Origin of the sequence: Chryseobacterium gambrini, assembly GCF_900156825.1 — a bacterium.
GTDB classification, from domain to species: domain Bacteria; phylum Bacteroidota; class Bacteroidia; order Flavobacteriales; family Weeksellaceae; genus Chryseobacterium; species Chryseobacterium gambrini.
This window is the reverse complement of the sequence record NZ_FTOV01000021.1, coordinates 33,131-55,341: the sequence shown is the minus strand read 5'-3', so window position 1 is coordinate 55,341 and position 22,211 is coordinate 33,131. Positions and strand designations below refer to the sequence as shown.

Sequence of the window (22,211 nt, the reverse complement as noted above, 5' to 3'; positions counted from 1 at the left end):
CGTCTGTCTTTATCCTGCTGCTTTTGCTCTTCTGGTTAATATTTTTAACTAAGTTATCAATCTGTTTTGTTTAATGCAAACTTACCATTGAGCGGTCTGTTTGAGCTCTTTTCGTTTTTTTCGGCGCGGCAGCTTCGCTGCCGCGCCGAAAAAAACGAAAAAGCGAGTAGCGAAAGCGCGAAACAGCTCCTGATAGTACAGAATAAAAAAGCCCCAAACTTACGTTCAGGGCGGTATATTTTACAAATTCTTCCGATTATCTTTCATCATCGTTGTCCTCTTCATCATCGAAAGCATCGTCGTTGTAGTCTTCTTCTTCCTCATCATCAAAAGCATCATCATCTTCGTCTGCAAAGTTTCCGGTAGCTCCGAAGTCATCAAACCCGAAATCATCATCCATTAATGGCATTGCTGATTTCTTTTTGGATCCTCCACTTCCGTTTTTGCTAGGCGCTTTCAAAGGAACGTTTCCAAATCTGTAAACCGTGATCGGGTAATTAACGCCTTTTGTTTCGTCGATAACTTCAACCAATTCACAGAAAAATTCCCAAAGGTCAAGAAGTCCGTACTGGAACTGAGCTTTATCTCCTGCATTCTCGAATGCCTCATCGATGTACACATCCGACATAATTTCTCCGTCGCCATCGTCACTCATATCTTCTAGCGGAACACTTTTTACTACCGTTCCGTCTTCTTCAAGCAGATTAAAAGTGGAAAGCTCATCTCCCTGCAAGCTGAATGCACTCTTAATGCCTAAATGTAAGTTCCAAAGCGTCTGTTTTCCTTTTACTTCGATATCCCGGAAAATATCTTCTTTTGCATCTAATATTACGCGGATTTTATAAACCATCAGTTTTTAAATTACTTTTTTGCCGTTGTTATTATGATAAATCTCTGTTGCAAATATAAAATAAATGAGATGTGACAAAAAAATATTTCATTATTTTTTAAAATATTTTTTTTTCATACATTTTGCAAAAATTATTTGCTTTTTTCCAGCATGAAACTGAATTTTGTTCCTTCCAGATAAACGCTTTCCACGGTGATGTTTTCATTATGCGCTTCGAGGATATGTTTTACGATGGCAAGACCAAGTCCGGAACCACCTTCTCTTCTGCTTCTGCTGGTTTCCACGCGGTAAAATCTTTCGAAAATTCTTGGTAAACTTTCAGATTTAATGCCCATTCCGTTGTCTATGACCTCAATTAAGACTTTATTTTTAAGAACGCTGGTTTTTACTACTACTTTTGCTTCCTGTCTGTTGGCATAATGAATCGCGTTTGAAATTAAATTAATAAAGACCTGTGAAATCTTCTGCTTGTCTGCCTCCACAAAAATCTGTGGCTGCAAAGTCTGGATCTGCAGACTTGCGTTATGTTTTTCTGCTTCGAGATCAAGAAGATCAAAAATTTCTTTAATTAATAAATTGACATCAAATTTGGAAACGGTAAGGTTAATTTCGCCTGCTTCAAGCCTGTTGATCATATCAAGATCCGTTACAATGGCAATTAAACGCTCTACGGATTTATCAATTCTTTCCAGATATTTATCGCGGATGGTAAGATTATCCACTCCGCCGTCGCGCAAAGTTTCCACATATCCCTGAATGGAAAAAAGAGGTGTTTTCAGCTCGTGGGAAACGTTTCCGATGTATTCTTTCCGGTAGCTTTCCATTTCTTTCATCATATCAAGTTCGGTAACTTTTCTCTGATTGAGATCTGAGAATCTTTCTCCGAGTTCTTTAATGGTGATATTTTCATCATCATCATGAACAATTTCCTGCGGCAAAAGCTGTGAAAGACCACGAACCTGCTTTTTACCATAATAATTGAACAAAAGTTCCAATACGATATAATTGATGATAAAAATCAGGACAAGGCAAATAACCAGTCCGATTTTAAAGAATGGTGTACTGTAATAAATATCCTTTAGTGAATCGAAAATGATTACTAAAAGAAACATCACCAATGTCAGAAGACAAGAGGCGACGAGGGTAAGTCTGTAAAATTTCAATTTTACAAAATTTTAATGGTTGATGTAAAGGTAAGAAATTGAAATTGAGTATTAAACAATAAGTTTATACCCAATTCCTTTTAATGTCTGAATCGTGTTGATTCCCAGTTTTTCTCTCAGTCTTCTGATGTGAACGTCTATGGTTCTTTCTCCCACGATTACGTCATTTCCCCAGACTTTTTCCAGAATTTCTTCTCTTTTGAAAACTTTTTCCGTGTTGGAAGCCAATAAATACAAAAGATCGAATTCTTTTTTAGGAAGCAAAAACTGCTGTCCGTTTTTAGAAACCCTGAAGTTGTCTTTATCAATAATTAAATCTCCGATTTCGATTAATTTAGAATTATCAGATACCTGAGAAGTTAACTGCAATAAAGCGTTTACTTTAGAGATCAGAATTTTCGGTTTGATTAATTTAACAATGTAGTCGTTTGCACCTGCCTGAAAACCGGCCAGTTGTGAAAACTCTTCACTTCTTGCGGAAAGAAAAACAATTAAAGTTTTTTGCAGTTCTTTAATTTTTCTAAGTTCCTGACAAGTTTCGATACCGTCTTTTTCGGGCATCATGACATCCAATAAAATCAGATCCGGAACAATTTCCTTTGCTTTGTCGATACCTTCATTTCCATTAGTGGCTGTATAAATGTCGTAGCCTTCCTTTTCCAAGTTGTAAGACAGAATCTCTAAAATATCCAGTTCGTCGTCGATTAAGAGGATTTTCTTTTGGTTCATTTTTAATTTTTACGAGTCAAAGTTAATAATATTTTAATCACTGTTTAACAAAACGGGTATCGTTCACATAAAGTTAACAATTATATTCTTTTCTTAATGTTTAGTTAAGAAAAAATTAAATTTCCCTAAACCATTTCCCCCGTTAATTCTTTATTCCTTTGCACCGAAAGAATATAGTAAAAAAGAAATGAATTTTAGAAAACTGAGTATCGCAGTTTTGTTTTTAACAACATCGGGAACTGTACTTTACGCTCAAGAGACCAAAAACGACACCGTAAAGAAAGAAAAGAAAATCGAAGGTGTAGTCATTAAAGGATCTACTAAAAAAGGAACTGAAGCAAACCTTATCAACTTACAGAAAAAGTCTGTAGAAGTTATAGAGCGCGTAGGTTCTGTACAGCTTGCCAAGCAAGGTGTAGGAGATGCTGCAACAGCTGTAACAAAGGCTACCGGAACGACAAAGCAGGAAGGAAGCGGACAGATTTTCGTAAGAGGTCTTGGTGACAGATACAACAGCACAACGTTAAACGGACTGCCGATTCCATCGGACGATCCGGAATATAAAAACATCAATCTTGAGATTTTCAAAACCTCAATGATCGAATATATTTCTTTAGATAAAGTCTATAATCCTAAAATGCTTGGAGATTTCGGCGGAGCGAATGTAAACATTGTTTCTAAGGAGCATACCGGAAAGCCTTATTTTAAGATAGGATTAGGAAGCAGCATTAATCTTCAGACATTCGATAAAAAAGACTTTAAAGTACAGGACGGAGCACCGGGATTCTTCGGATACAAAGAAACTACGTTCACCAAAGGAAATCCTTATCAGAAATATCCTTTCCAGACGAGCTGGAATTTTAAAAATGCCAGAAATCCTTTTAATACAGATATGAATATTGAAGGTGGGGCGACTTTCGGTAAGCTTTCATTATTTGCTTACGCTGGATTTGAAAATTCTTATGAATACAGCCAAGGACAGGAAGGTTATTATTTCTTCGATAACACGCCAAGTAAAAATTATACAAGCGTAGAGCGTTTTAATTATAAAACAAATACTACTGCATTAGTTAATCTGGGATATAAGATCAACTCTAATCACAGAATCAGCTTTACATCCAACTACATTCATTCTTCCGATCAGTCGGCAAAAATTTATCAGGGATATTCTTATGATGTAGACAGAAATGTGATCATCAACAGAGGGGATAATAAAATTACCACAACCTGGGTAAATCAGTTACTCGGTACTCACAAATTGGGTGAAACATGGTCTGCAGACTGGGCTTTAGGATACAATATGCTCAACAGCAAAAGACCAGACCGTCTTCAGAATACTATTGATGCAACAAACTCTCAGCTAATTGCAGGAAGTGCGATCAACAACCACAGATATTTTGATGAACTTAAGGATAATACGGTTTTAGGTCATGCTTATCTTACCAAAACTTTTGAAAAATTCAAAGTAACATTAGGATACGACGGACAGTATAAAGACAGAAGGTTTGAAAATACCACCATCGGTATGAACTTCAGCAATGTGGTACCTGTAGATCCTAACAATATCGACGGATACATTAATGCAGGAAATAATTCTTTATTCTCTTACATTACATTCCAGCCGATTAATAAATTGTTTAATCCTTTTTATTATACTGCAAAGCAGAATATTCAGTCTGGGTTAGCAAATGTTGACATCACACTTTCTGATAAATTCATCATCCAGGTTGGAGGCCGTTTCGATTATATCGATATGCAGATGAAATGGTTGGATCCAATTGCACAGGACGGTAAAAAGAATAAGCAATACAATAAATTCTTACCTGCTTTAAATGCTAAATACAGCGTTAATGACAAGCAGAATTTAAGATTGGCTTTCTCAAAATCATACACATTACCACAGGCAAAAGAAATTATTCCGATTGCTTATTATGATGTAACGACAAATACTTACGGAAACCAGTTCCTAAATCCTTCGGACAATTATAATTTAGATCTTAAATGGGAAATGTTTCCGAAATCGGGAGAACTTATTTCTGTAACAGCTTTCGGAAAATACATCCAGAACGCGATTGCAAGAACAAGCTATGCGAGTTCTGCACCAAGTGACATGACGTATTTCAACATTTCAGATTGGGGATATATTGTAGGAGCAGAAGCTGAATTCAGAAAAGACCTTTATTCGTGGAATAATTCTAAAGTGTACACTTTCCTGAATGCAACTTATATGCATTCTGAGCAGGAATTTAAATCTGAAAACGAAATTGCTAAAAATAACGGAGGTAAAACAATCGTATTCAACACTCCGAAAGATAAAATTCAGGGAGTTGCAGATTTTATTGCCAACGTAAACGTAGGATATAACTATAAATGGAATAATGTAAACAGCTTAGACTTCGTAGTATCTTATTCTCATATCGGTAAAAGTCTTTATTCTGTAGGAACAGGATTCATCGGAAACTTTTACGAAGTACCGAGAGAAATTCTGGATATGAACTTAAGCTTTACCTTAAATAAAATCGGAATCGGAATTTCTGCAAAGAACTTACTGAATCCTCACTTTAAAATCGAACAGGAAAACACCACTAAAACATTTATCCACAAAGACTACACGAAAGGTCGTCAGTTAGGATTAAATCTATCATATAAATTTTAATAAAAATAAAAATCTATAAAAAGTTATGAAAAAAACAATCTTAAAAGCTGCTCTTTTCTTCTCGTTAACTGTGGCATTCTCATCCGTTGCCGTTTCGTGCAGCAACTCTGATGATGATACAACAGATACAATCTCAACAATCGACCCAAGCAATTTCAAAGGAAATATTGCTGCCGGAACCACTATAACATTAGACCCGTCAAAAGTATATACAATCACCGGTAAGGTAATGGTAGAAAGCGGCGCAAGCCTTATCATTCCTGCAGGAACAAGAATTACGGTAGCGGAAGGTGCAAATTACCTTATCGTAGACAGAGGGGGTAAAATTTTCGTGAACGGAACTTCTTCTAATCCTGTAATTTTTGAAGGTACTACGCACAAACAAGGACACTGGGGAGGAATTGTTATCTTAGGTAACGCTCCTACCAACAGAACTTCTTCAGGTACTTCTACTTCAGAATTGGGAGATTTAACATATGGTGGAACAAATACTGCTGATAATTCAGGTATCATTAAATATCTGGTAATTAAAGACAGTGGTTTCAAATACAATCCTGAAAAAGAATTCAACGGACTTTCTCTTTTCGGAGTAGGTAGCGGAACTACAATTTCTTACGTATACGTTACTACTGGTGCAGATGATGGTGTAGAGTGCTTCGGAGGAAACGTAAATCTGGATCACGTTGTGGTAACTGGTGTTGGAGATGATTCTTTCGACTGGACGGAAGGATACAGAGGAACGGTAAATTATCTGTATGCTGCAAGAATGAAGGCTTACCAGACTGCTGCTGAGCCAGGAAACAGAGGAATTGAAGCCGATACTCAGGATACAAACCCTAATACAACTTTCGGAAACGGAGCTTCTAATCCGGTGATCAACAATGCTACTTTCTTAGGAAACACTGCAGGATCAGAATCGCAAGGAATGAAAGTAAGAGCTGGTTCTAACGGTCAGTTTGACAACATCGTTTTAGCCAACTTTACAACAGGTCTTGATTTTGAAACAGACAGAACTTTAACATGGTTCCAGGGTGGTTCTTACATCAAAAACTTAAGATTTGTAAATGTTACCACAAAATCTAAAGCTAAAAATACAGCGGGAACTGCGGTAGACATCACTTCGATCTTTACAGAAAATAATTCTGCAGTAGGCGCAGGTAACGGTACAGCATTACCAGACTGGGCTAAAGGATGGACAGGGCTTTCTAGCTTTGATACTACAGACGCTATGAATTAATAGTTAGTAATTAGTTTCTTCATATTTAATTCAAAAAACGGCATCGGAAAGATTTTTCCGATGCCGTTTTCGTGAATAGATACAATTTTATATTCATTAAAATACAATTGGGAAAATAAGAAGAAAAATGGTAATTTGGTCTTTTCAAATAAACAGATCTTTAACAATCTGTTTAAAGAAGTAAAATCTAAAAACATTATGAAAAACCGCTTTCAGCATATTTTAGCAGCTTTTATTATCAGTACATCGCTTGTTGTTCATTCTTGTAATAAAGAAGATGAGGACGTTGCGACTATTCCGGTTGTAGGAATTGCAAAAGATCCAAGTAATTTCAAAGGGGAAGTTACAAGTGGACAGGTTGTAACACTGGATGCCACAAAAGTATATGTACTTAATGGTGCTGTTACTGTAAAAAACGGAGGAAAACTTGTTATTCCGGCAGGAACGAGAATTGTTGCCACAGCAGGAGCATCTTCTTACCTTTTAGTGGAACAGGGAGGACAGTTGTACGCGAACGGAACCTTTAATTCGCCGGTTTCCTTCAGATCTTCCACAGAAGCTTCGGGAAGTTGGGGCGGTGTCGTTATCTGCGGAAAAGCTCCTGTAAACACTGGTACAACCAACACTTCGGAAATTTTAAATTCCGCTTACGGAGGAACTTCGGCAACAGATAATTCCGGTTCTCTGACTTATGTGAAAATTGAAAACGCGGGAGTGAGTTTTTCAACCAATGTAAAATTCAACGGACTTTCTTTTTTTGGGGTAGGAAGTGATACGAAAGTTGAGAATATTGCTTTGATTAATAGCGCAGAAGACGGAATCCAGATGTATGGAGGAACGGTAAATCTTTCCAACATCGTCTCCATCGGAAACGAAGATGATGCTTTTGTATGGACAGACGGATGGATCGGAACGGCTACCAATATTTTCACTAAAAGAAAAACAAACGGTTCCGGAAATGCCGCAATAAAAGGACTTAACAATGCTTCGAATCCTGCTGCAACTCCAGTTTCCAGCCCTACTGTTAAAAATGTAACGCTTTTGGGCGGAACTTCGGGAGAATCCAAAGCCATCAGATTGTATTCCGGAACATATGCTAGTTTTGAAAATGTAGTGGTTTCTAACTGGACCAACGGATTTTCTATTGAAAGTGATCCGACTGTGACCTATATTAACGGACAAAGTAAAATTAAAGATGCTTTTTTCGATACAAATGTTACGAATAAAGTAACTGCTACCTCAACTTCAGGTTCCAGTGTAACACTCTTAAGCAATACCTACAACGAAAAAGCGGATGCAATTGGGGCAGGAAATAAGCTTGGAAATCCGGCTTGGGCAATCGGTTGGTCTTCTTTACAGTAAAATTAATTGTATAAAATAAACAATCGGCTTCAGATAAATCTGAAGCCGATTCTGTTTCAACAAAGGATTGAAAATCATCTATCCTTTAATATTTTTTCAACTAAGAATATTCAAATTTTCTTACTGCTTCCAGCGTCATATCAATTTCTTTGTCTTTAATCGCATCACTGATGAAATACGTTTCATAACCACTCGGTGGAAGGTAAACTCCGTTTTGCAGCATCTGATGGAAGAAATTATTGAACAATGCATGATTGGCTTCCTGAGCTTCATCAAAATTAGAAACCCTGTTAATATGGAAGAATACAGACATCATAGATCCTTTTCTGTTGATTTTGTGGGCAATTCCTTTTTCGTTTAAAATTTTACCGATTTCAAAATCTAAGGTTTCTGTTGTTTTTGCCAGTCTGTTGAAGAATTCCGGATCATTTTTAATCAACTGTAAAGTTTTCAGTCCGGCTCTCATGGCTAAAGGATTTCCGCTTAATGTTCCTGCCTGATAAACACCTCCTTTTGGAGCCAAATGATCCATAATTTCGTTTCTTCCTGCAAAAGCACCTACCGGAAGTCCGCCTCCGATCACTTTTCCGTATGTTACCAAATCTGCTTTTACATTGTACAGTTCCTGAGCTCCTCCAAAAGCTAATCTGAAACCTGTCATCACCTCATCAAAAATTAATAAAGTTCCGTTTTCGTCGCAGATTGCTCTTAATTTCTGAAGAAATTCATTTTCCGGCAAAACACAACCCATATTTCCGGCAACCGGCTCAATAATGACCGCTGCAATTTCGCCTTGATTATGTCTGAAAAGATCTTCAACCTGCTCAAAATCATTGTATCTTGCCAGTAAAGTATCTTTTGCCGTTCCAGCCGTTACGCCCGGAGAATTCGGATTTCCGAAAGTTGCCGCACCACTACCCGCTTTTATCAGAAATGAATCTGAATGACCGTGATAGCAGCCTTCAAATTTTATAAACTTATCTCTTCCTGTAAAACCTCTCGCCAATCTGATCGCGCTCATACAGGCTTCCGTACCCGAAGAAACCATTCTGATCTGATCCACATTCGGAACGTTTTCTGTAATGAATTTTGCGATTTCTGTTTCCAGTTCTGTGGGTGCTCCGAAAGAGAATCCTTTTTCAGCCTGAATTTTCAGTTCTTCCAAAACTTCGGGATGCGTATGTCCTAAAATGGCAGGTCCCCACGAATTGATGTAATCGATGTACGTGTTGTCATCCGCATCCGTAAGATAGGCTCCTTTTGCAGATTTCATAAAAACAGGCACTCCTCCTACAGATTTGAATGCTCTTACCGGAGAATTTACACCTCCCGGAATGTATTTGTAAGCTTCTTCGAATAAAGCTGAACTTCTTTGGTATTTCATATGTAGTTGTTGGCTGACAGTTGATAGCTGTCGGTTTAACAATCAACCAACAACAATCAACCATCAACAAATTTTAGTTTCTGGGTTTTTTATCAATCAAATAAATTACTTGTCCGGCAGAAGGTTTCTGCCCTTCATCCATTCTGTTTTTGGCGTATAATTTATTTAATTTAATTCCGAATTTCTGGGCGATATCATGCATATCTTCGCCTGCTTCGGCTTTGTAGGTTGCAGTAACTCCGTCAGAATTTTTAGATTCAAGGAAAACAATTTCATTTTTCTTCAGAACATCACTTTCGAGTTCATTCCATTTCATGAGTTTGCTTTCACTGATCTTGAATTTTTTGGCAATGAATTCTACGTTGGTATCTTCAGGAATGATGATGTATTTTAATCCGTCATTCGGATGACTTTTTATTAGAATGGTATTGAGAATTTCCGCTTTTGTTTTAATTCTTTCCACTCTTTTCTGTTGCTGAGCGTAAGAAGTCTGTTTGTAAGGAACCTCAACGGTTACAGGTTCTTTTACTTTTCTGGTATATTTTTCCGGTTCCAGCTGAGCCATGAAAGTTCTGTCGTCTTTCAGATCCGGATACAGTTTCAGAACGGCGTATAAAGCCTCTTTTGAGTTGGTATTGTCGAATTCGTACAATTTATACCTTTCAATTTTCCCGATTAATATGGAAGCGTAGCGGGGATTTGTTGCATAACCTGCTTTTTTAAGACCTGTTGCCCACGCTTTATAATCTTTCATATCTAAATTGAAAAGATTGGCGTAATACTTCCTAGTCGATAAAAAGATGGAATGATCTTCATACGACTGTCTCGGATCGTCGTAAACCCGGAAGCATTCATTCGGAGCATCATCGGTATGCTTCATTGTTTTTCCGGTCCAGTCTTCCTTACATTTAATCCCGAAATGGTTTTTCCCTTCCAGAGCCAATCGGCTTTGTCCGCCTCCTGTTTCCAAAAGTCCCTGTGCAAGCGTGATAGAAGCGGGAATTTTATATTTTTCCATTTCTTCCACTGCATATTTTGCAAATTTCTGGATGTACTGATCTTCGGTTGCCCAGGTCTGAGCTGAGAATTTTGATAAAACTAAAAGGCTTACGATGGTGAAAAGTCTTTTCATGTTTTTCAATTTAAATTATATAATTAAATTTCTGTTCTGTTTTTCTAAAAGCAAATTGGCTCCTTCAATCCCCTGCAAACCGCCGGTGTGGAAGCACAAAATTTTGCTGTTCTCAGGAAAATAATCTTCATCTATCAATTCGAAAATTTTCTGTATCATCTTTCCTGTATAGACCGGCTCCAGCGGAATTCCGTATTTCTCTTTAAAATCATTAATAAAACGGACATTTTCGTCCTTTATTTTGCCATAACCTCCAAAACCTGAATCTATTAGATCAAAATTTTTCTTAGAAGTTAGTTCAACGATTTTATTTTCCAGTGAATCATCGTCAACCGCTTTAAAACCTATAACTTTCTGATTTTCTTCACTGAATTTTAAAATTCCGGCAACCGTTCCTCCTGTTCCGACTGCGGTGCAAAGATAATCAAAATCTTTTGTATCGTCATTCAGCATCATTTTTACGCCTTCTACAGCGGCTTCATTGGTTCCTCCTTCCGGTACGATGAGCGCTTCCGGGAATTCTTTTTGTAAAAATTCAGTCAGTTTTTCTTTGTGACGATATTCTTCCCTCGTTACAAACTTCAGATTCATTCCGTTTCTTCTGGCAAAAAGTAAAGTCGGATTGTCGCGCCATTTGTCTTTCAGCTCCTCTCCTCTTATAATCCCTAAAGTCGGAATATCTACTAAATTCCCAACCGCTGAAACGGCAGAAATATGGTTTGAAAATGCACCTCCAAAAGTAATGATGTAGGGTTTTTCCGGATTTCCGGAGAGATAATTATTAATATTGAAAAAAAGCTTCCAGTATTTATTTCCTGAAATCTGAGGATGAATTAAATCTTCCCTTTTCATGAAAAGTCTCACTTTTTTACCAAGAGGAATTTCCTGAATCGGGATTTTTTCGGATGGAATATTTAATACCATTTAGGCTGAATCTTTTTTACAAAAATAGTGTTTTTTAGATGTTTAATTTTGGTTTGAAAAGGTGAGGTTTATCATTGAAGGTAAGGATGGGTTAATTTTATTTTTACATATTTGACCACCCCGTCAAAAATTCTTTCGAATTTTCGCCACCCCTCCAGAGGAGGGGAATTTTGTGACATGTTATTGAAAATCTAATCTCTGATAACCATTATCGACTAACTATTTTCTAATTTTAAAGGTATTTTCTGAAACTCCAGAATTTTCTTTTCCTTAGATAATTTAAATTATGTTCGTTGGAATAAGCTTCTCTTTCAAAAGAAATTCTTTTATAAGCCTGATAACTGTTCTTCAGTTTAAAAAACCAGTAGTAATATTCGATTACATAAAAAATATAGAAGAAAATGATGAGCATTTCCAACTGTTGTCTTAAATGTATTTTTTCATGATTAATCAATATTTTATTTTTCTTATCTTCGGGATTCCTAATGAAGATAAAAGGGAACAGAGCGATGCCGTTGATTTTTAATTTTTTTAAAGGCTTTTGGCATATAATTATCATACTAACAAATATAAAGTTTTTTGACTTAGAGATTTAACCTATGGCACTTTTTGACATCAAAGAAGGTGAAGACTTTTACTACAACGAGCAGGGGTATAAGGTTTTTACGGAAAAGTTTCATCTGAAGAGAGGACATTGCTGTAAAAGTGGCTGTAGACATTGTCCTTACGGATACGATAAAAAGACCGATACATTTATTAAAAACGATAAAAAAAATAAATAAAATGAAGCGATATATCTTCTTACTGTTAGCTTCGGCTACTTTGGGTTTAACGTCTTGCAGTCCTTTCAACGTACGTTCTGACTATGCGGACACGGCAAATTTTAATTCATACAAAACTTATAAATTAAGAATTGATGATTTAAAACTGAATGATATTGATAAAGACAGAGTTTTGAATGAACTGTCGAGACAGCTTCAAAGCAAAGGTCTTCAATCCGGAGAAAATCCTGATCTGATTGTAAATGTAAAAGCCAACCATAAAAAAGTAACGGACGTTACCACGACTTCACCTTACGGAGCATGGGGTTGGGGCGGACCTTTCGGGTGGGGAATCGGCATGAACAGAACATGGACGAGCAATTATAATGAAGGAGCAATTATTGTGGATCTGGTAGATGCTAAAACTAATAAACTGGTTTGGCAGGGAATCGGAAGCGGAATTTCTGTTGACAGACCTAAGGCGAAACAAAAGCAAATTCCTGAGATCATGGCGGAAATCATGAAGAATTATCCTCCAATGAAATAAGATATAAATCAATCAAATATATAAGAAAGTCAATGCAGTAATTGCATTGACTTTTTTTATTGAGTTAATGATGTCTCGTTCCTTTATGATGATTGCCGACATTTTGGGGATGAGCTTCATAATTTTTCTGAATTCTATCATTCTGAAAATTCCGGTTTACAGGTTTTTCTAAATTTCAGGGGTTTTGAAATGGACTTCTTTTCCGTTTTTGTACATTTTACCATCTGTGGTTAAATAAGTTTCATCCTTCTGATAGACTTTGCCGTCTTCTCCTGTGAAAATTTCAGGTTTATTCTTTGAGTTTTTCATCTTTCGGCTAAGATAAACCAAAGTCCCGCCGGTAATTAATGCCAGTGCAATTTTTATTTTGTGATTCATAATGGTGATTTTCCAGAATAAGACAAAATATCTGCCAAATGTAATTTTAATACATTCTAAATTTTTATTTTCAATATTACTTAAAACCATTCAAAATCATCTCATTTTCAATAAAAAAACAAAGTTTAATCTTGCATACCATTCTACGCATAATTAAATTTAACAATTCCGTAATTTTTTATTGATAAATTTATAGTAATCTTAAAGTCTAAAATCTTGACATGAAAAAACATTTACTAATGGTTGTATTTGCTTCTGTTTTAGCAAATGCTCAGGCTCCTTCGGGATATTACAATTCGGCAAACGGACTTTCCGGCGCTTCCCTGAAAACGGCTTTAAGCACCATTATTACGAATGGACATCTTGACAAAGGCTACAACGGACTTTGGACGGCGTACAAAACAACTGACATCGACAAGAACTATGAGAATGATGGTTCTATTCTGGACATCTACTCAGAAAAACCTGTAGGTACAGATCCTTACAAATTTACACCGGTTACCAACCAATGCGGAACTTATTCGGTGGAAGGAAATTGTTATAACCGTGAACATATTATTCCTCAGAGCTTTTTTAACGAAGCCTCTCCTATGGTTTCAGATATTCATTTTATCAGAGCTACAGACGGAAAAGTAAACGGAATGCGCTCTAATTATCCTTTCGGAAAGGTGGGAACTGCAACGTTTACTTCAAAAAACGGTTCTAAGCTTGGAAATTCTGTTTCTTCAGGTTTCTCGGGAACAGTGTTCGAGCTTATTGATGAATTTAAAGGTGATGTAGCAAGAATGGTATTTTATTTTGTTACGAGATACCAAAGCAAACTCTCCACGTTTACATCCGGAAATATGTTGGGCAGTTCTGCTTTTCCGGGTTTGCAGACTTGGGAACTGAATGTTTTATTGGCTTGGCATAATCAGGATCCCGTTTCTCAGGCGGAAATTAACAGAAACAATGCTTCTTATACTTATCAGGGAAACAGAAATCCTTTTATCGATAATCCTAACTACGTGACCCAAATCTGGGGCTCCGCTTCTGGTTCCGGAGGTACATCTACTCCACCAAGCTCGTCAAGCTGCGGTAACGAAACATTTGAGACCATTCCTTCTGAAAGTTCGGCTTCTTATTTAACAAGAACATGGACAAATAATGGGATTACATGGACAGCAACAGATTCCAGAACAGATCAGACGATCTCCACCAAAGCAATCACCATTAGAGACGGCGCATTAACATCGAGCAGTTCAGCGAATGGAATTGGCTCATTAACGGTAACTACCCAACTGAAATTTACAGGTTCCAATGACACCTTCACCGTTAAAGTAAACGGAACAGCGGTAGGAACCGTACCTTACAATACCTCTGCAACAACAACCACTATAAGCAATATTAATATTTCGGGGAATGTCGTTATAACTTTAGAAAACAATTCTACCACCAACAGAGTTGCTATTGATAATCTGAGCTGGACCTGTTATTCCGGAACGGCAAGACAGGTTCAAAGTATTTCTTCCGAATTAATTTCAGATCAGAATACATTACAGATTTCGCCTAATCCTGTTTCCAATAATGAAATTTTTGTGAAAGGAGAAACGCAGAATATTAAGAAAGCGGAGATCTACAATCTTCATGGAAAAGCAATGCAGACCATTGATCAGCCTTTTAAAAACAGTAAAAATTCTATTAAAATTAAAAATCTGGAGCAGGGAATTTATATTCTAAAATTAGACGCTTCTTCATTGAAGTTTATTGTGAAATAAATTTTCCTTTAAGAAATAATAAAGCCTTCTCTCAATTGAAAGAAGGCTTTTATTTTATATGAATTTCATTAAAAATTAACGATTCTGTAATTTTATATTTATAAATTTTATGGTAATATTACGATCTTAAAAATTTACCATGAAAAAACAACTATTAATGTGGGGATTTGCTTCAGTTTTGGCAAATGCTCAGGCTCCTGCGGGTTATTATAATTCTGCCAACGGACTTTCCGGAGCTTCTCTGAAAACAGCATTGAGTTCAATTATTACGAACGGTCATCAGGACAAAGGCTACAATGCGCTTTGGACGGGTTTTAAAATAACCGACATCGACAAAAATTATGAAAACGACGGTTCTATTTTAGACATTTATTCTGAAAATCCTACCGGCGCAGATCCTTACAATTTTATTCCTGTAACCAACCAATGCGGAACATATACAGAAGAAGGAAATTGCTATAACAGGGAGCATCTTATTCCTCAGAGCTTATTTAATTCTGCTTCGCCGATGTATTCCGACATCAATTTCATCAGAGCAACAGATGGAAAAGTAAATGCCATGAGGGCAGATTATCCTTTTGGAATCGTAGGAACTGCTACTTCCCTATCGTCTAACGGTTCTAAACTTGGAAGTTCTGCTTCACCCGGATATTCAGGAATTGTTTTTGAACCTGTTAATGAATTTAAAGGCGATATCGCACGTATGATTTTTTATTTTGTAACCCGCTATCAGAGTAAGCTTGCCACATTTTCTTCCGGAGATATCTTAGGAAACTCTACTTTTCCGGGATTGCAGACCTGGGAACTGAATGTTCTGCTGGCTTGGCACAATCAGGATCCTGTTTCTCAGGCGGAAATCAACCGGAATAATGCTTCTTACGCTTACCAGGGAAACAGAAATCCTTTTATCGATAATCCGAATTATGTGAACCAAATCTGGGCTCCCGCAGATACACAGGCTCCGACAACCGTGACAGGGCTTAGTGTTTCCGGAACTACTTCAAGCAGCGTTTCGCTTTCATGGAATGCTTCAACCGATAATGTCGGGGTTACATCGTATAACGTTTACATGAACGGAAATTTACAGGCAACAGTAAACTCCACTTCTACAACCATTTCCGGATTAAGTCCTTCTACCAATTATCCTTTTTATATTGTAGCGAAAGATGCAGCAGGAAATTCATCTCCGAATAGCTCTACCGTTTCAGGAACCACCAATGCTCCAATTGATACACAGGCTCCTTCTACCGTTACCGGTCTTGCGGTTACGGGAACTTCGCCAAGCAGTATTTCGCTTTCATGGAATGCTTCGGCAGATAATGTTGGCGTTACTTCGTATGATGTCTACATGAACGGAAATTTAAAAACATCGGTAAGCGCAACTTCTGCGACCATTTCAGGATTAAATGCTTCCACAACCTATACATTTAATGTAATCGCTAAAGATGCTGCAGGAAATTCTTCAGCCAATAGTTCTACAGTTTCGGGAACTACGGATGCGGTTCCTCCTCCGACGAATTGCGTCTATGAAAATTTTGAAAATATTCCTGCAGGTACTACCGGATATTTAACAAGAACATGGACAAATAATGGTATTACATGGACTGCAACGGATGCAAGAACGGATCAGACGATTTCCAACAAAGCGATCACGATAAGAGACGGCGCGTTAACTTCAAGCAGTTCAGCGAATGGAATCGGATCATTGACGGTAACTACCCAACTGAAATTTACAGGTTCTAATGGAACTTTCACCGTTAAAGTAAACGGAACGGCTGTAGGAACAATTCCTTACAACATCAGTGCAGCAACTACTACAATCAGCAATATTAATATTTCGGGGAATGTGGTGGTAACTTTAGAAAATAATTCTACCACCAACAGAGTTGCCATTGATGATCTGAGCTGGACGTGTTATTCGGGAATGGCAAAGCAGATTCAAAGTATTTCTCCTGAAACCATTTCAGATCAGAATACATTACAGATTTCGCCTAATCCTGTTTCCAACAATGAAATTTTTGTAAAAGGGGAAATGCAGAATATTAAGAAAGCGGAGATCTACAATCTTCACGGAAAAGTAATGCAGACAATCGATCAGCCCTTTAAAAACAGTAAAAATTCTATTAAAATTAAAAATCTTGAGCAGGGAATTTATATTTTAAAATTAGATGCTTCTTCATTGAAGTTTATTGTGAAATAAATTTAGCTTTAAGAAATAATAAAGCCTTCTCTCAATTGAAAGAAGGCTTTTATTTTTAAATTAATAAGAAATTACTGTCCCATCAGTTCTCTCATTCTTTCCTGCATCAGTTGCGGGTCTTTCATAGCGTCCCAGCCAAGAGTAGAAATCATGACAACAACGTAAACCACGTATAAAATACTTAATACAATTCCGATGATTGCCATTATTTTTCCGGCATTCAATTGCCCGTAATTTGAATAAGCTGTCGGATTTTTTCTGTAAAGTTCTCCGTCTTTTTTAGCCAGAACCAATGCAATGATCCCTGCAATAAGTCCCGGAAGTCCGTAACAGCAACACCCGATAATTGATACAATTCCTAAGATTAGTACCGCCGTTGCGTTAGGTAATTTTTGTTGTTCCATAGTTATAATTTAATTGATTAATGTATAGGTAAGTATAAATGTTTATAAAAATAAGAAGTAACCATGATGACGGCATTGATAATCGCAAGAAAAACTAAAATATTACTGTAATTCCGTTTTCTGTCTACAAAATTGAGGAAAACCGTTCCAAAAAAAAGCAATAAAGTGTAGACCGCAGGAAACATATGAAATGCTTCGCCAAATCTGCCTTCAAAAACCATGACGATAGCTCTCTGCGTTCCGCACCCAAAACAATCGATTCCAAAGAATTTCTTGATGGGACAAGGCAGCATAAAGTCTTCTATTTTCATTATAATACAGGGTTATGATTCTCAAATATATAAAAAAATTATTTAGAAATTTTTGCTCTTAAATACTGATGCGGAAAGAAGCATTCTTCATCCATTTCAAAAGAACCCTGAACGGCGATGTAAGGATTTCTTAAGCTTTCTCTGGCGATGAAAATTAAATCTGCCTCTCCTTTTCGCAGAATTTCCTCCGCCTGATTGACTCTCGTAATTAATCCTACTGCTCCTGTTTTTGTTTCTGCCTCATTTTTCACCTGTGACGCAAGCGGAACCTGATAACCGTCGTGAACCGGAATTTTTACTCCGTGAATATTTCCTCCGCTGGAAACATCAACAAGATCAACCGAATGGTTTTTAAGGATTTTAGCAAGCTCAGCACTGTCTTCTATTTCCCAGCCGTTTTCTGCATACTCGGTTCCGGAAATTCTTACAAATAAGGCTACATTTTCATTTAATTCTTCATTCACGGCGTCTACGATTTCAACTAAAAACCGTATTCTGTTTTCGAAACTTCCGCCATATTCGTCGGTTCTGATATTGGAAAGCGGTGATAAAAACTGATGGATAAGATAACCGTGTGCTGCGTGAATTTCTATGACATCGAAACCTGCATCTACAGATCTTCTTGCTGCCTGTCTGAAGTTTTCGACCTGTTCTTTGATTTCCTCAATGGTTAAAACATGTGGAATTCTTTCAGTCGGATGATACGGAATCGGACTGGGTGCGATGGTTTCCCAGCCTTCTTCTATCGGGATCTGTACATTATTCCATGCAGATCCTTTTCTTCCGGCATGCGCAAGCTGAATTCCTATTTTGGTTTCTGAGTTCCGGTGTACAAATTCTACAATTTTCTGGAGTTTTTCTGCCTGTTCGTCGTTCCAGATTCCCATACAGTGGTTGGTAATTCTTCCGCGGGGTTCTACTCCCGTTGCTTCAACGATGATTAATCCTGTTCCGCCCTGCGCTCTGCTTCCGTAATGCACAAAATGGAAATCGTTGGCTAATCCGTTTTCGGAAGAATACATACACATTGGAGACATTACCCAACGGTTTTTCAATTCAACATTTCTGAATCTGATTGGAGTGTATAACATTTTTTGATCTGATTTTTAAAATTTTTAAAGAATGTGATGGTGTTGCCCACCTCATGAAAAAAAAGTAAATTTATCCCCCTTTTTTTAAACCCACAATATATGAAAAAAGAAACTCATATCAGTTACGAATATTTTAACAATAAAGGCGAACTGAACGATATAGAAAAAAAATTATTTGCAAAAGCGAAAGAAGCGCGCGAGAATGCTTATGCTCCCTACTCTCATTTTCTGGTTGGCTGTTCTGTGCTTCTGGAAAACGGAGAGATCTATACAGGAAACAATCAGGAGAATGCGGCGTATCCTTCGGGACTTTGCGCGGAAAGGACTGCTCTTTTCTGGATCGGGGCAAATTTTCCGTCTGAAAAAATAAAGAAAATCTTTATTGTAGGCGGACCGAAGGAGTTTTCTGAGAAAAATCCACCGATTCCGCCATGCGGATCGTGCAGACAGAGCATTATAGAATATGAAACGAAGCAGAATGAAAATATTGAACTTTATTTTTCTAATCTGAATGATGAGGTGGTGAAGGTACATTCTATTAAGGATCTTCTGCCGTTTTATTTTGACGGTACTTTTTTATAGTTAAAATGTTTAAATAATAGTAAATAAGAATTCAGATTAGATTTTTATTTAAGGGAAAGTTTTTTAAAAAGGGACTTTCTTTCATCACATAAGATTTTGAATGATGCGTATTTAAAATAGAAGAACCCATTAGTTTTTGAAAATCTTTGATTTTCTTCCTTAGTGATGCTTATTTTAAAGTAATTAAAAAACTTGTTTATGCTTTTTACCACAAAAGATGCAAAAGATTTAAACACTTTAGTTTTTTAAGTTTAATCCTTGAAATGGAAAAAAAAGAGCACATAAGTTAAAAAAATCAGAGATTTTTTCTCTTTGCAGACTTTTGAAATACTTAAATAAATTCAATAAAGTCTTTTGTCTTTCTTGCGGCTAAATTTAAAATGAGTTTAAAGAAACTTAAAGTAAGATTTTAATACATTTTAAATAATTCTGGCTGAAAATGATTATTTATTTTTCAATAGAATCTGAGTTTTATAAAACTGTTTATTTTCTGCGGTTTTATTTTCCTAGCCCAGATTGAGCGGCATGTCTGAGCTCTTTTTTGGATTCGGCGGCGGCAAAAGCCGCCGCCGAATCCAAAAAAAGCGAGTAGCGAAAGCTGGAAAAAGCTCCTGAAATTGTTTTTCGTATGTAATGCAACAAATCATTGTTTTATTAAAAAGATACTTAACGGCTATTTTTTTTGTCAATAAATTAAAAAAGTTATCTTTGCAAAAATTTTGGTTTCCATTAATTTGGAATGAAAAGGGAATTGGGCGAAAATCCCAAACTGTCCCCGCAACTGTAAATCGCATATAAGATTTCTACGATAAAACCACTGTGAAAACGGGAAGGTGTAGAAAGCGAAAGTCAGGAGACCTGCCAAAATGTAATCTTAAAAACATTGCTTTCGGAGGAAAAGTAAAATAGGAATGGCATTAAAAAGATCTTTAGTACTGCTTTTTGCATCATACGGTTGTTTTCTTTACGCGCAGGAGAAAACTATTGACACCGTTTATGTTTTTGACAATCAGATGAATAAGGTTAAACTTTTTCATCCGGTTACTACAATTACTCCCAAAGACATTGAAAAAAATTCTGCCAATCTTTCTGAGACGCTGCGTTTTCAGTCTCCTGTTTATATTAAGGAAAATGGACGCGGTGCGGTTTCTTCGCCTTCTTTCAGGGGAACAACGGCGCAGCAGACTGCTTTTGTGTGGAATGGAATCAACATCAATTCTATTTTTTTAGGACAGGGAGATGTTAACAATATCGCGATTTTCGGCTACGATGCGCTTGAAGTGAAAGCCGGCGGCGGAAGTGTGGTTTACGGAAGCGGCGCAATCGGAGGAAGTATTCACCTTAACAATGAACTGAAATTTAATGAGGGTTTTCATGCGACTTTACATAGTGAAGTGGCTTCTTATGAGACGTTCCAGAATTATTTTAAAACTTCTTTCAGTAATTCAGATTTCAGTTTTAAGGCATCAGGAAATTATTTCATCAGTCAAAATAATTATGAGGTTCCTGAAAAGCAGTATATCAACCGAAACGGTAAATATTTTAACGGTACAGCGAACATAGGTTTTAGCTATAAAATTGCCCGAAATCAGAACATTTCTTGGCAAAGCCAGTTGTATGACGCGGAACAGAATTATCCAATCTTTACGGAAAACGGCAACCGCACGAAGTATGCAGCGCAGACTTTCCGCAGTCTTCTTACCCATGATGTGAATTTAAAATCGATCTCAAACAGCCTGAAAGCGGCTTACACGGAAGAAAATTTCCAGTATTTCGGAGTTTTTGATGCTCCCAAAACCAGTGGTGGAACGGGGAAAAATCTGATTTTTAAAGATGATTTCAATTATTTCATCACGCCTAAACTGAATGTCAATATTATCGGGGAGTTTCAGATCAATAGAGGAGAGGGCTATCAATCCGGAATTGAGGATGTAAAGAGAAATATTTATTCTGTTGCAGGATTGTTGAGATATTTCCCTACCCAGAAGCTGAGACTGGAAGCCGGAATCAAGAAGGATTTTATCGAAAATATAGAATCGCCTTTACTGTATTCTTTTTCAGGCAAATGGAAGGTTTCTGACTGGTACAGTTTAGGGACAAGTTTTTCAAAGAATTTCAGATTTCCTTCTTTTAATGATCTTTACTGGAATCCGGGCGGAAATTTGGATCTGAAGGCAGAAACGTCTTTGCAGACTGAAATGAACCACGAATTGACGTTCGGAAAATTCATGTTGAGCTTCACACCTTATTACATGAAAATAAAGGATATGATCCAATGGATTCCCACTTCTATGGGATATTGGTCTCCAAGAAACGTAAGAAATGTTGAATCTTATGGTCTTGAGTCTAAAATTGGATTTCAGCACAAGTTTTCGAAAGAACATTCTTTAAAAATAAACACAGGATACAGCTACACGAGATCTGTAGATCTTGAAACGAAAAATCAGCTGATGTATGTTCCTCCTCATAAGGTTTTCGGGAATGCAGATTACCAGTATAAATTCATGAATCTGTATATTCAGGGAATGTTTACGGGTAAGACTTTTACTACTTCTGATGAGAACAACGAATATCTTATAAAACCGTATTTCGTCCTAAATGCAGGATTGTCTGTAACGGTTGCCAAAAAGTATACTTTGGGATTGAGGATAAATAATATTACCGACGAGATCTATGAAACGATGGCTTATTATCCTTTACCTAAAAGAAACTACAGCTTTTACATCAACTTAAATTTTTAAAA

Annotated in this window: 20 protein-coding genes and 1 riboswitch; of the genes, 9 read left to right on the top strand and 11 right to left on the bottom strand. The window is 36.9% G+C overall.

The genetic code is table 11. The features are described from left to right. Window positions 1–256: 256 nt before the first annotated feature. From BW951_RS21290 to BW951_RS21280, 3 genes are all read right to left on the bottom strand, one after another. A complete protein-coding gene (locus BW951_RS21290) occupies window positions 257–850 on the bottom strand; it encodes an IS1096 element passenger TnpR family protein (RefSeq protein WP_076396550.1) in 594 nt (197 codons plus the stop codon). Window positions 851–981: 131 nt separating this feature from the next. Further along, window positions 982–2,013 carry a sensor histidine kinase gene (locus tag BW951_RS21285; protein ID WP_076396548.1) on the bottom strand — a complete coding sequence of 344 codons (1,032 nt, stop codon included), beginning with the start codon at window positions 2,011–2,013 and terminating at the stop codon, window positions 982–984. A gap of 51 nt (window positions 2,014–2,064) precedes the next feature. Next, window positions 2,065–2,742, bottom strand: a complete 678-nt coding sequence (locus tag BW951_RS21280) for a response regulator transcription factor (protein WP_076396546.1) — start codon at window positions 2,740–2,742, stop codon at window positions 2,065–2,067. A 187-nt stretch (window positions 2,743–2,929) separates the two neighbouring features. Here BW951_RS21280 and BW951_RS21275 point away from each other — a divergent pair, with 187 nt between their 5' ends. The 3 genes from BW951_RS21275 to BW951_RS21260 all read left to right on the top strand — a co-directional run bounded on the left by BW951_RS21275 (window position 2,930) and on the right by BW951_RS21260 (window position 7,997). Beyond that, window positions 2,930–5,398 carry a TonB-dependent receptor domain-containing protein gene (locus BW951_RS21275; protein ID WP_076396544.1) on the top strand — a complete coding sequence of 823 codons (2,469 nt, stop codon included), beginning with the start codon at window positions 2,930–2,932 and terminating at the stop codon, window positions 5,396–5,398. A 25-nt stretch (window positions 5,399–5,423) separates the two neighbouring features. After that, complete coding sequence (locus BW951_RS21270) at window positions 5,424–6,635, top strand: hypothetical protein (protein WP_076396542.1); 1,212 nt, start codon at window positions 5,424–5,426, stop codon at window positions 6,633–6,635. A gap of 198 nt (window positions 6,636–6,833) precedes the next feature. After that, complete coding sequence (locus BW951_RS21260; protein ID WP_076396539.1) at window positions 6,834–7,997, top strand: hypothetical protein; 1,164 nt, start codon at window positions 6,834–6,836, stop codon at window positions 7,995–7,997. A gap of 100 nt (window positions 7,998–8,097) precedes the next feature. Here BW951_RS21260 and hemL read toward each other — a convergent pair whose 3' ends face one another. From hemL to BW951_RS21240, 4 genes are all read right to left on the bottom strand, one after another. Next, window positions 8,098–9,381 (bottom strand): glutamate-1-semialdehyde 2,1-aminomutase, encoded by a 1,284-nt coding sequence (gene hemL, locus BW951_RS21255; protein ID WP_076396536.1) that lies wholly within the window; start codon window positions 9,379–9,381, stop codon window positions 8,098–8,100. Window positions 9,382–9,454: 73 nt separating this feature from the next. Then, window positions 9,455–10,513, bottom strand: coding sequence for a glucosaminidase domain-containing protein (locus BW951_RS21250; protein ID WP_076396534.1), 1,059 nt, complete (start codon window positions 10,511–10,513; stop codon window positions 9,455–9,457). A gap of 15 nt (window positions 10,514–10,528) precedes the next feature. Further along, window positions 10,529–11,437, bottom strand: coding sequence for a 1-aminocyclopropane-1-carboxylate deaminase/D-cysteine desulfhydrase (locus tag BW951_RS21245; RefSeq protein WP_076396532.1), 909 nt, complete (start codon window positions 11,435–11,437; stop codon window positions 10,529–10,531). Window positions 11,438–11,669: 232 nt separating this feature from the next. Next, the gene (locus BW951_RS21240; protein WP_076396530.1) at window positions 11,670–11,996 is read right to left on the bottom strand and encodes a hypothetical protein; all 327 of its coding nucleotides are present in this window, start codon (window positions 11,994–11,996) and stop codon (window positions 11,670–11,672) included. 40 nt (window positions 11,997–12,036) lie between these two features. Between BW951_RS21240 and BW951_RS21235 the strand changes: the two genes are divergently transcribed. Together BW951_RS21235 and BW951_RS21230 are read left to right on the top strand one after the other, a co-directional pair. Continuing rightward, a complete protein-coding gene (locus BW951_RS21235) occupies window positions 12,037–12,219 on the top strand; it encodes a C1orf53 family protein (RefSeq protein WP_029294953.1) in 183 nt (60 codons plus the stop codon). Between the two features lies 1 nt (window position 12,220). Further along, window positions 12,221–12,745, top strand: coding sequence for a DUF4136 domain-containing protein (locus tag BW951_RS21230; RefSeq protein ID WP_076396528.1), 525 nt, complete (start codon window positions 12,221–12,223; stop codon window positions 12,743–12,745). Window positions 12,746–12,913: 168 nt separating this feature from the next. On the opposite strand, the gene BW951_RS21225 is transcribed toward BW951_RS21230, so the two are convergent. Further along, window positions 12,914–13,123, bottom strand: a complete 210-nt coding sequence (locus BW951_RS21225) for a hypothetical protein (protein WP_139326233.1) — start codon at window positions 13,121–13,123, stop codon at window positions 12,914–12,916. 221 nt (window positions 13,124–13,344) lie between these two features. Between BW951_RS21225 and BW951_RS21220 the strand changes: the two genes are divergently transcribed. Further along, window positions 13,345–14,880: an endonuclease gene (locus BW951_RS21220; RefSeq protein WP_076396524.1), complete on the top strand. Its 1,536-nt coding sequence runs from the start codon at window positions 13,345–13,347 to the stop codon at window positions 14,878–14,880. A gap of 139 nt (window positions 14,881–15,019) precedes the next feature. Next, window positions 15,020–17,080 (top strand): endonuclease, encoded by a 2,061-nt coding sequence (locus BW951_RS21215; protein ID WP_084196507.1) that lies wholly within the window; start codon window positions 15,020–15,022, stop codon window positions 17,078–17,080. A gap of 71 nt (window positions 17,081–17,151) precedes the next feature. On the opposite strand, the gene BW951_RS21210 is transcribed toward BW951_RS21215, so the two are convergent. The 3 genes from BW951_RS21210 to namA are packed head-to-tail and all read right to left on the bottom strand — an operon-like array spanning window position 17,152 to window position 18,886. Further along, window positions 17,152–17,484, bottom strand: a complete 333-nt coding sequence (locus tag BW951_RS21210) for a CCC motif membrane protein (protein WP_076396520.1) — start codon at window positions 17,482–17,484, stop codon at window positions 17,152–17,154. A gap of 17 nt (window positions 17,485–17,501) precedes the next feature. Continuing rightward, window positions 17,502–17,795: a DUF2752 domain-containing protein gene (locus BW951_RS21205; RefSeq protein ID WP_076396518.1), complete on the bottom strand. Its 294-nt coding sequence runs from the start codon at window positions 17,793–17,795 to the stop codon at window positions 17,502–17,504. A gap of 38 nt (window positions 17,796–17,833) precedes the next feature. Further along, complete coding sequence (gene namA / locus BW951_RS21200) at window positions 17,834–18,886, bottom strand: NADPH dehydrogenase NamA (RefSeq protein WP_076396516.1); 1,053 nt, start codon at window positions 18,884–18,886, stop codon at window positions 17,834–17,836. Window positions 18,887–18,985: 99 nt separating this feature from the next. On the opposite strand from namA, the gene cdd reads away from it, so the two are divergent. Then, window positions 18,986–19,468 carry a cytidine deaminase gene (gene cdd / locus BW951_RS21195; RefSeq protein ID WP_076396514.1) on the top strand — a complete coding sequence of 161 codons (483 nt, stop codon included), beginning with the start codon at window positions 18,986–18,988 and terminating at the stop codon, window positions 19,466–19,468. A gap of 703 nt (window positions 19,469–20,171) precedes the next feature. Then, a riboswitch (cobalamin riboswitch) is annotated at window positions 20,172–20,348 on the top strand. A 31-nt stretch (window positions 20,349–20,379) separates the two neighbouring features. Next, on the top strand, window positions 20,380–22,209 hold the full coding sequence (locus tag BW951_RS21190; protein WP_076396512.1) for a TonB-dependent receptor plug domain-containing protein: 1,830 nt from the start codon (window positions 20,380–20,382) through the stop codon (window positions 22,207–22,209). The last annotated feature ends 2 nt before the right edge of the window (window positions 22,210–22,211 follow it).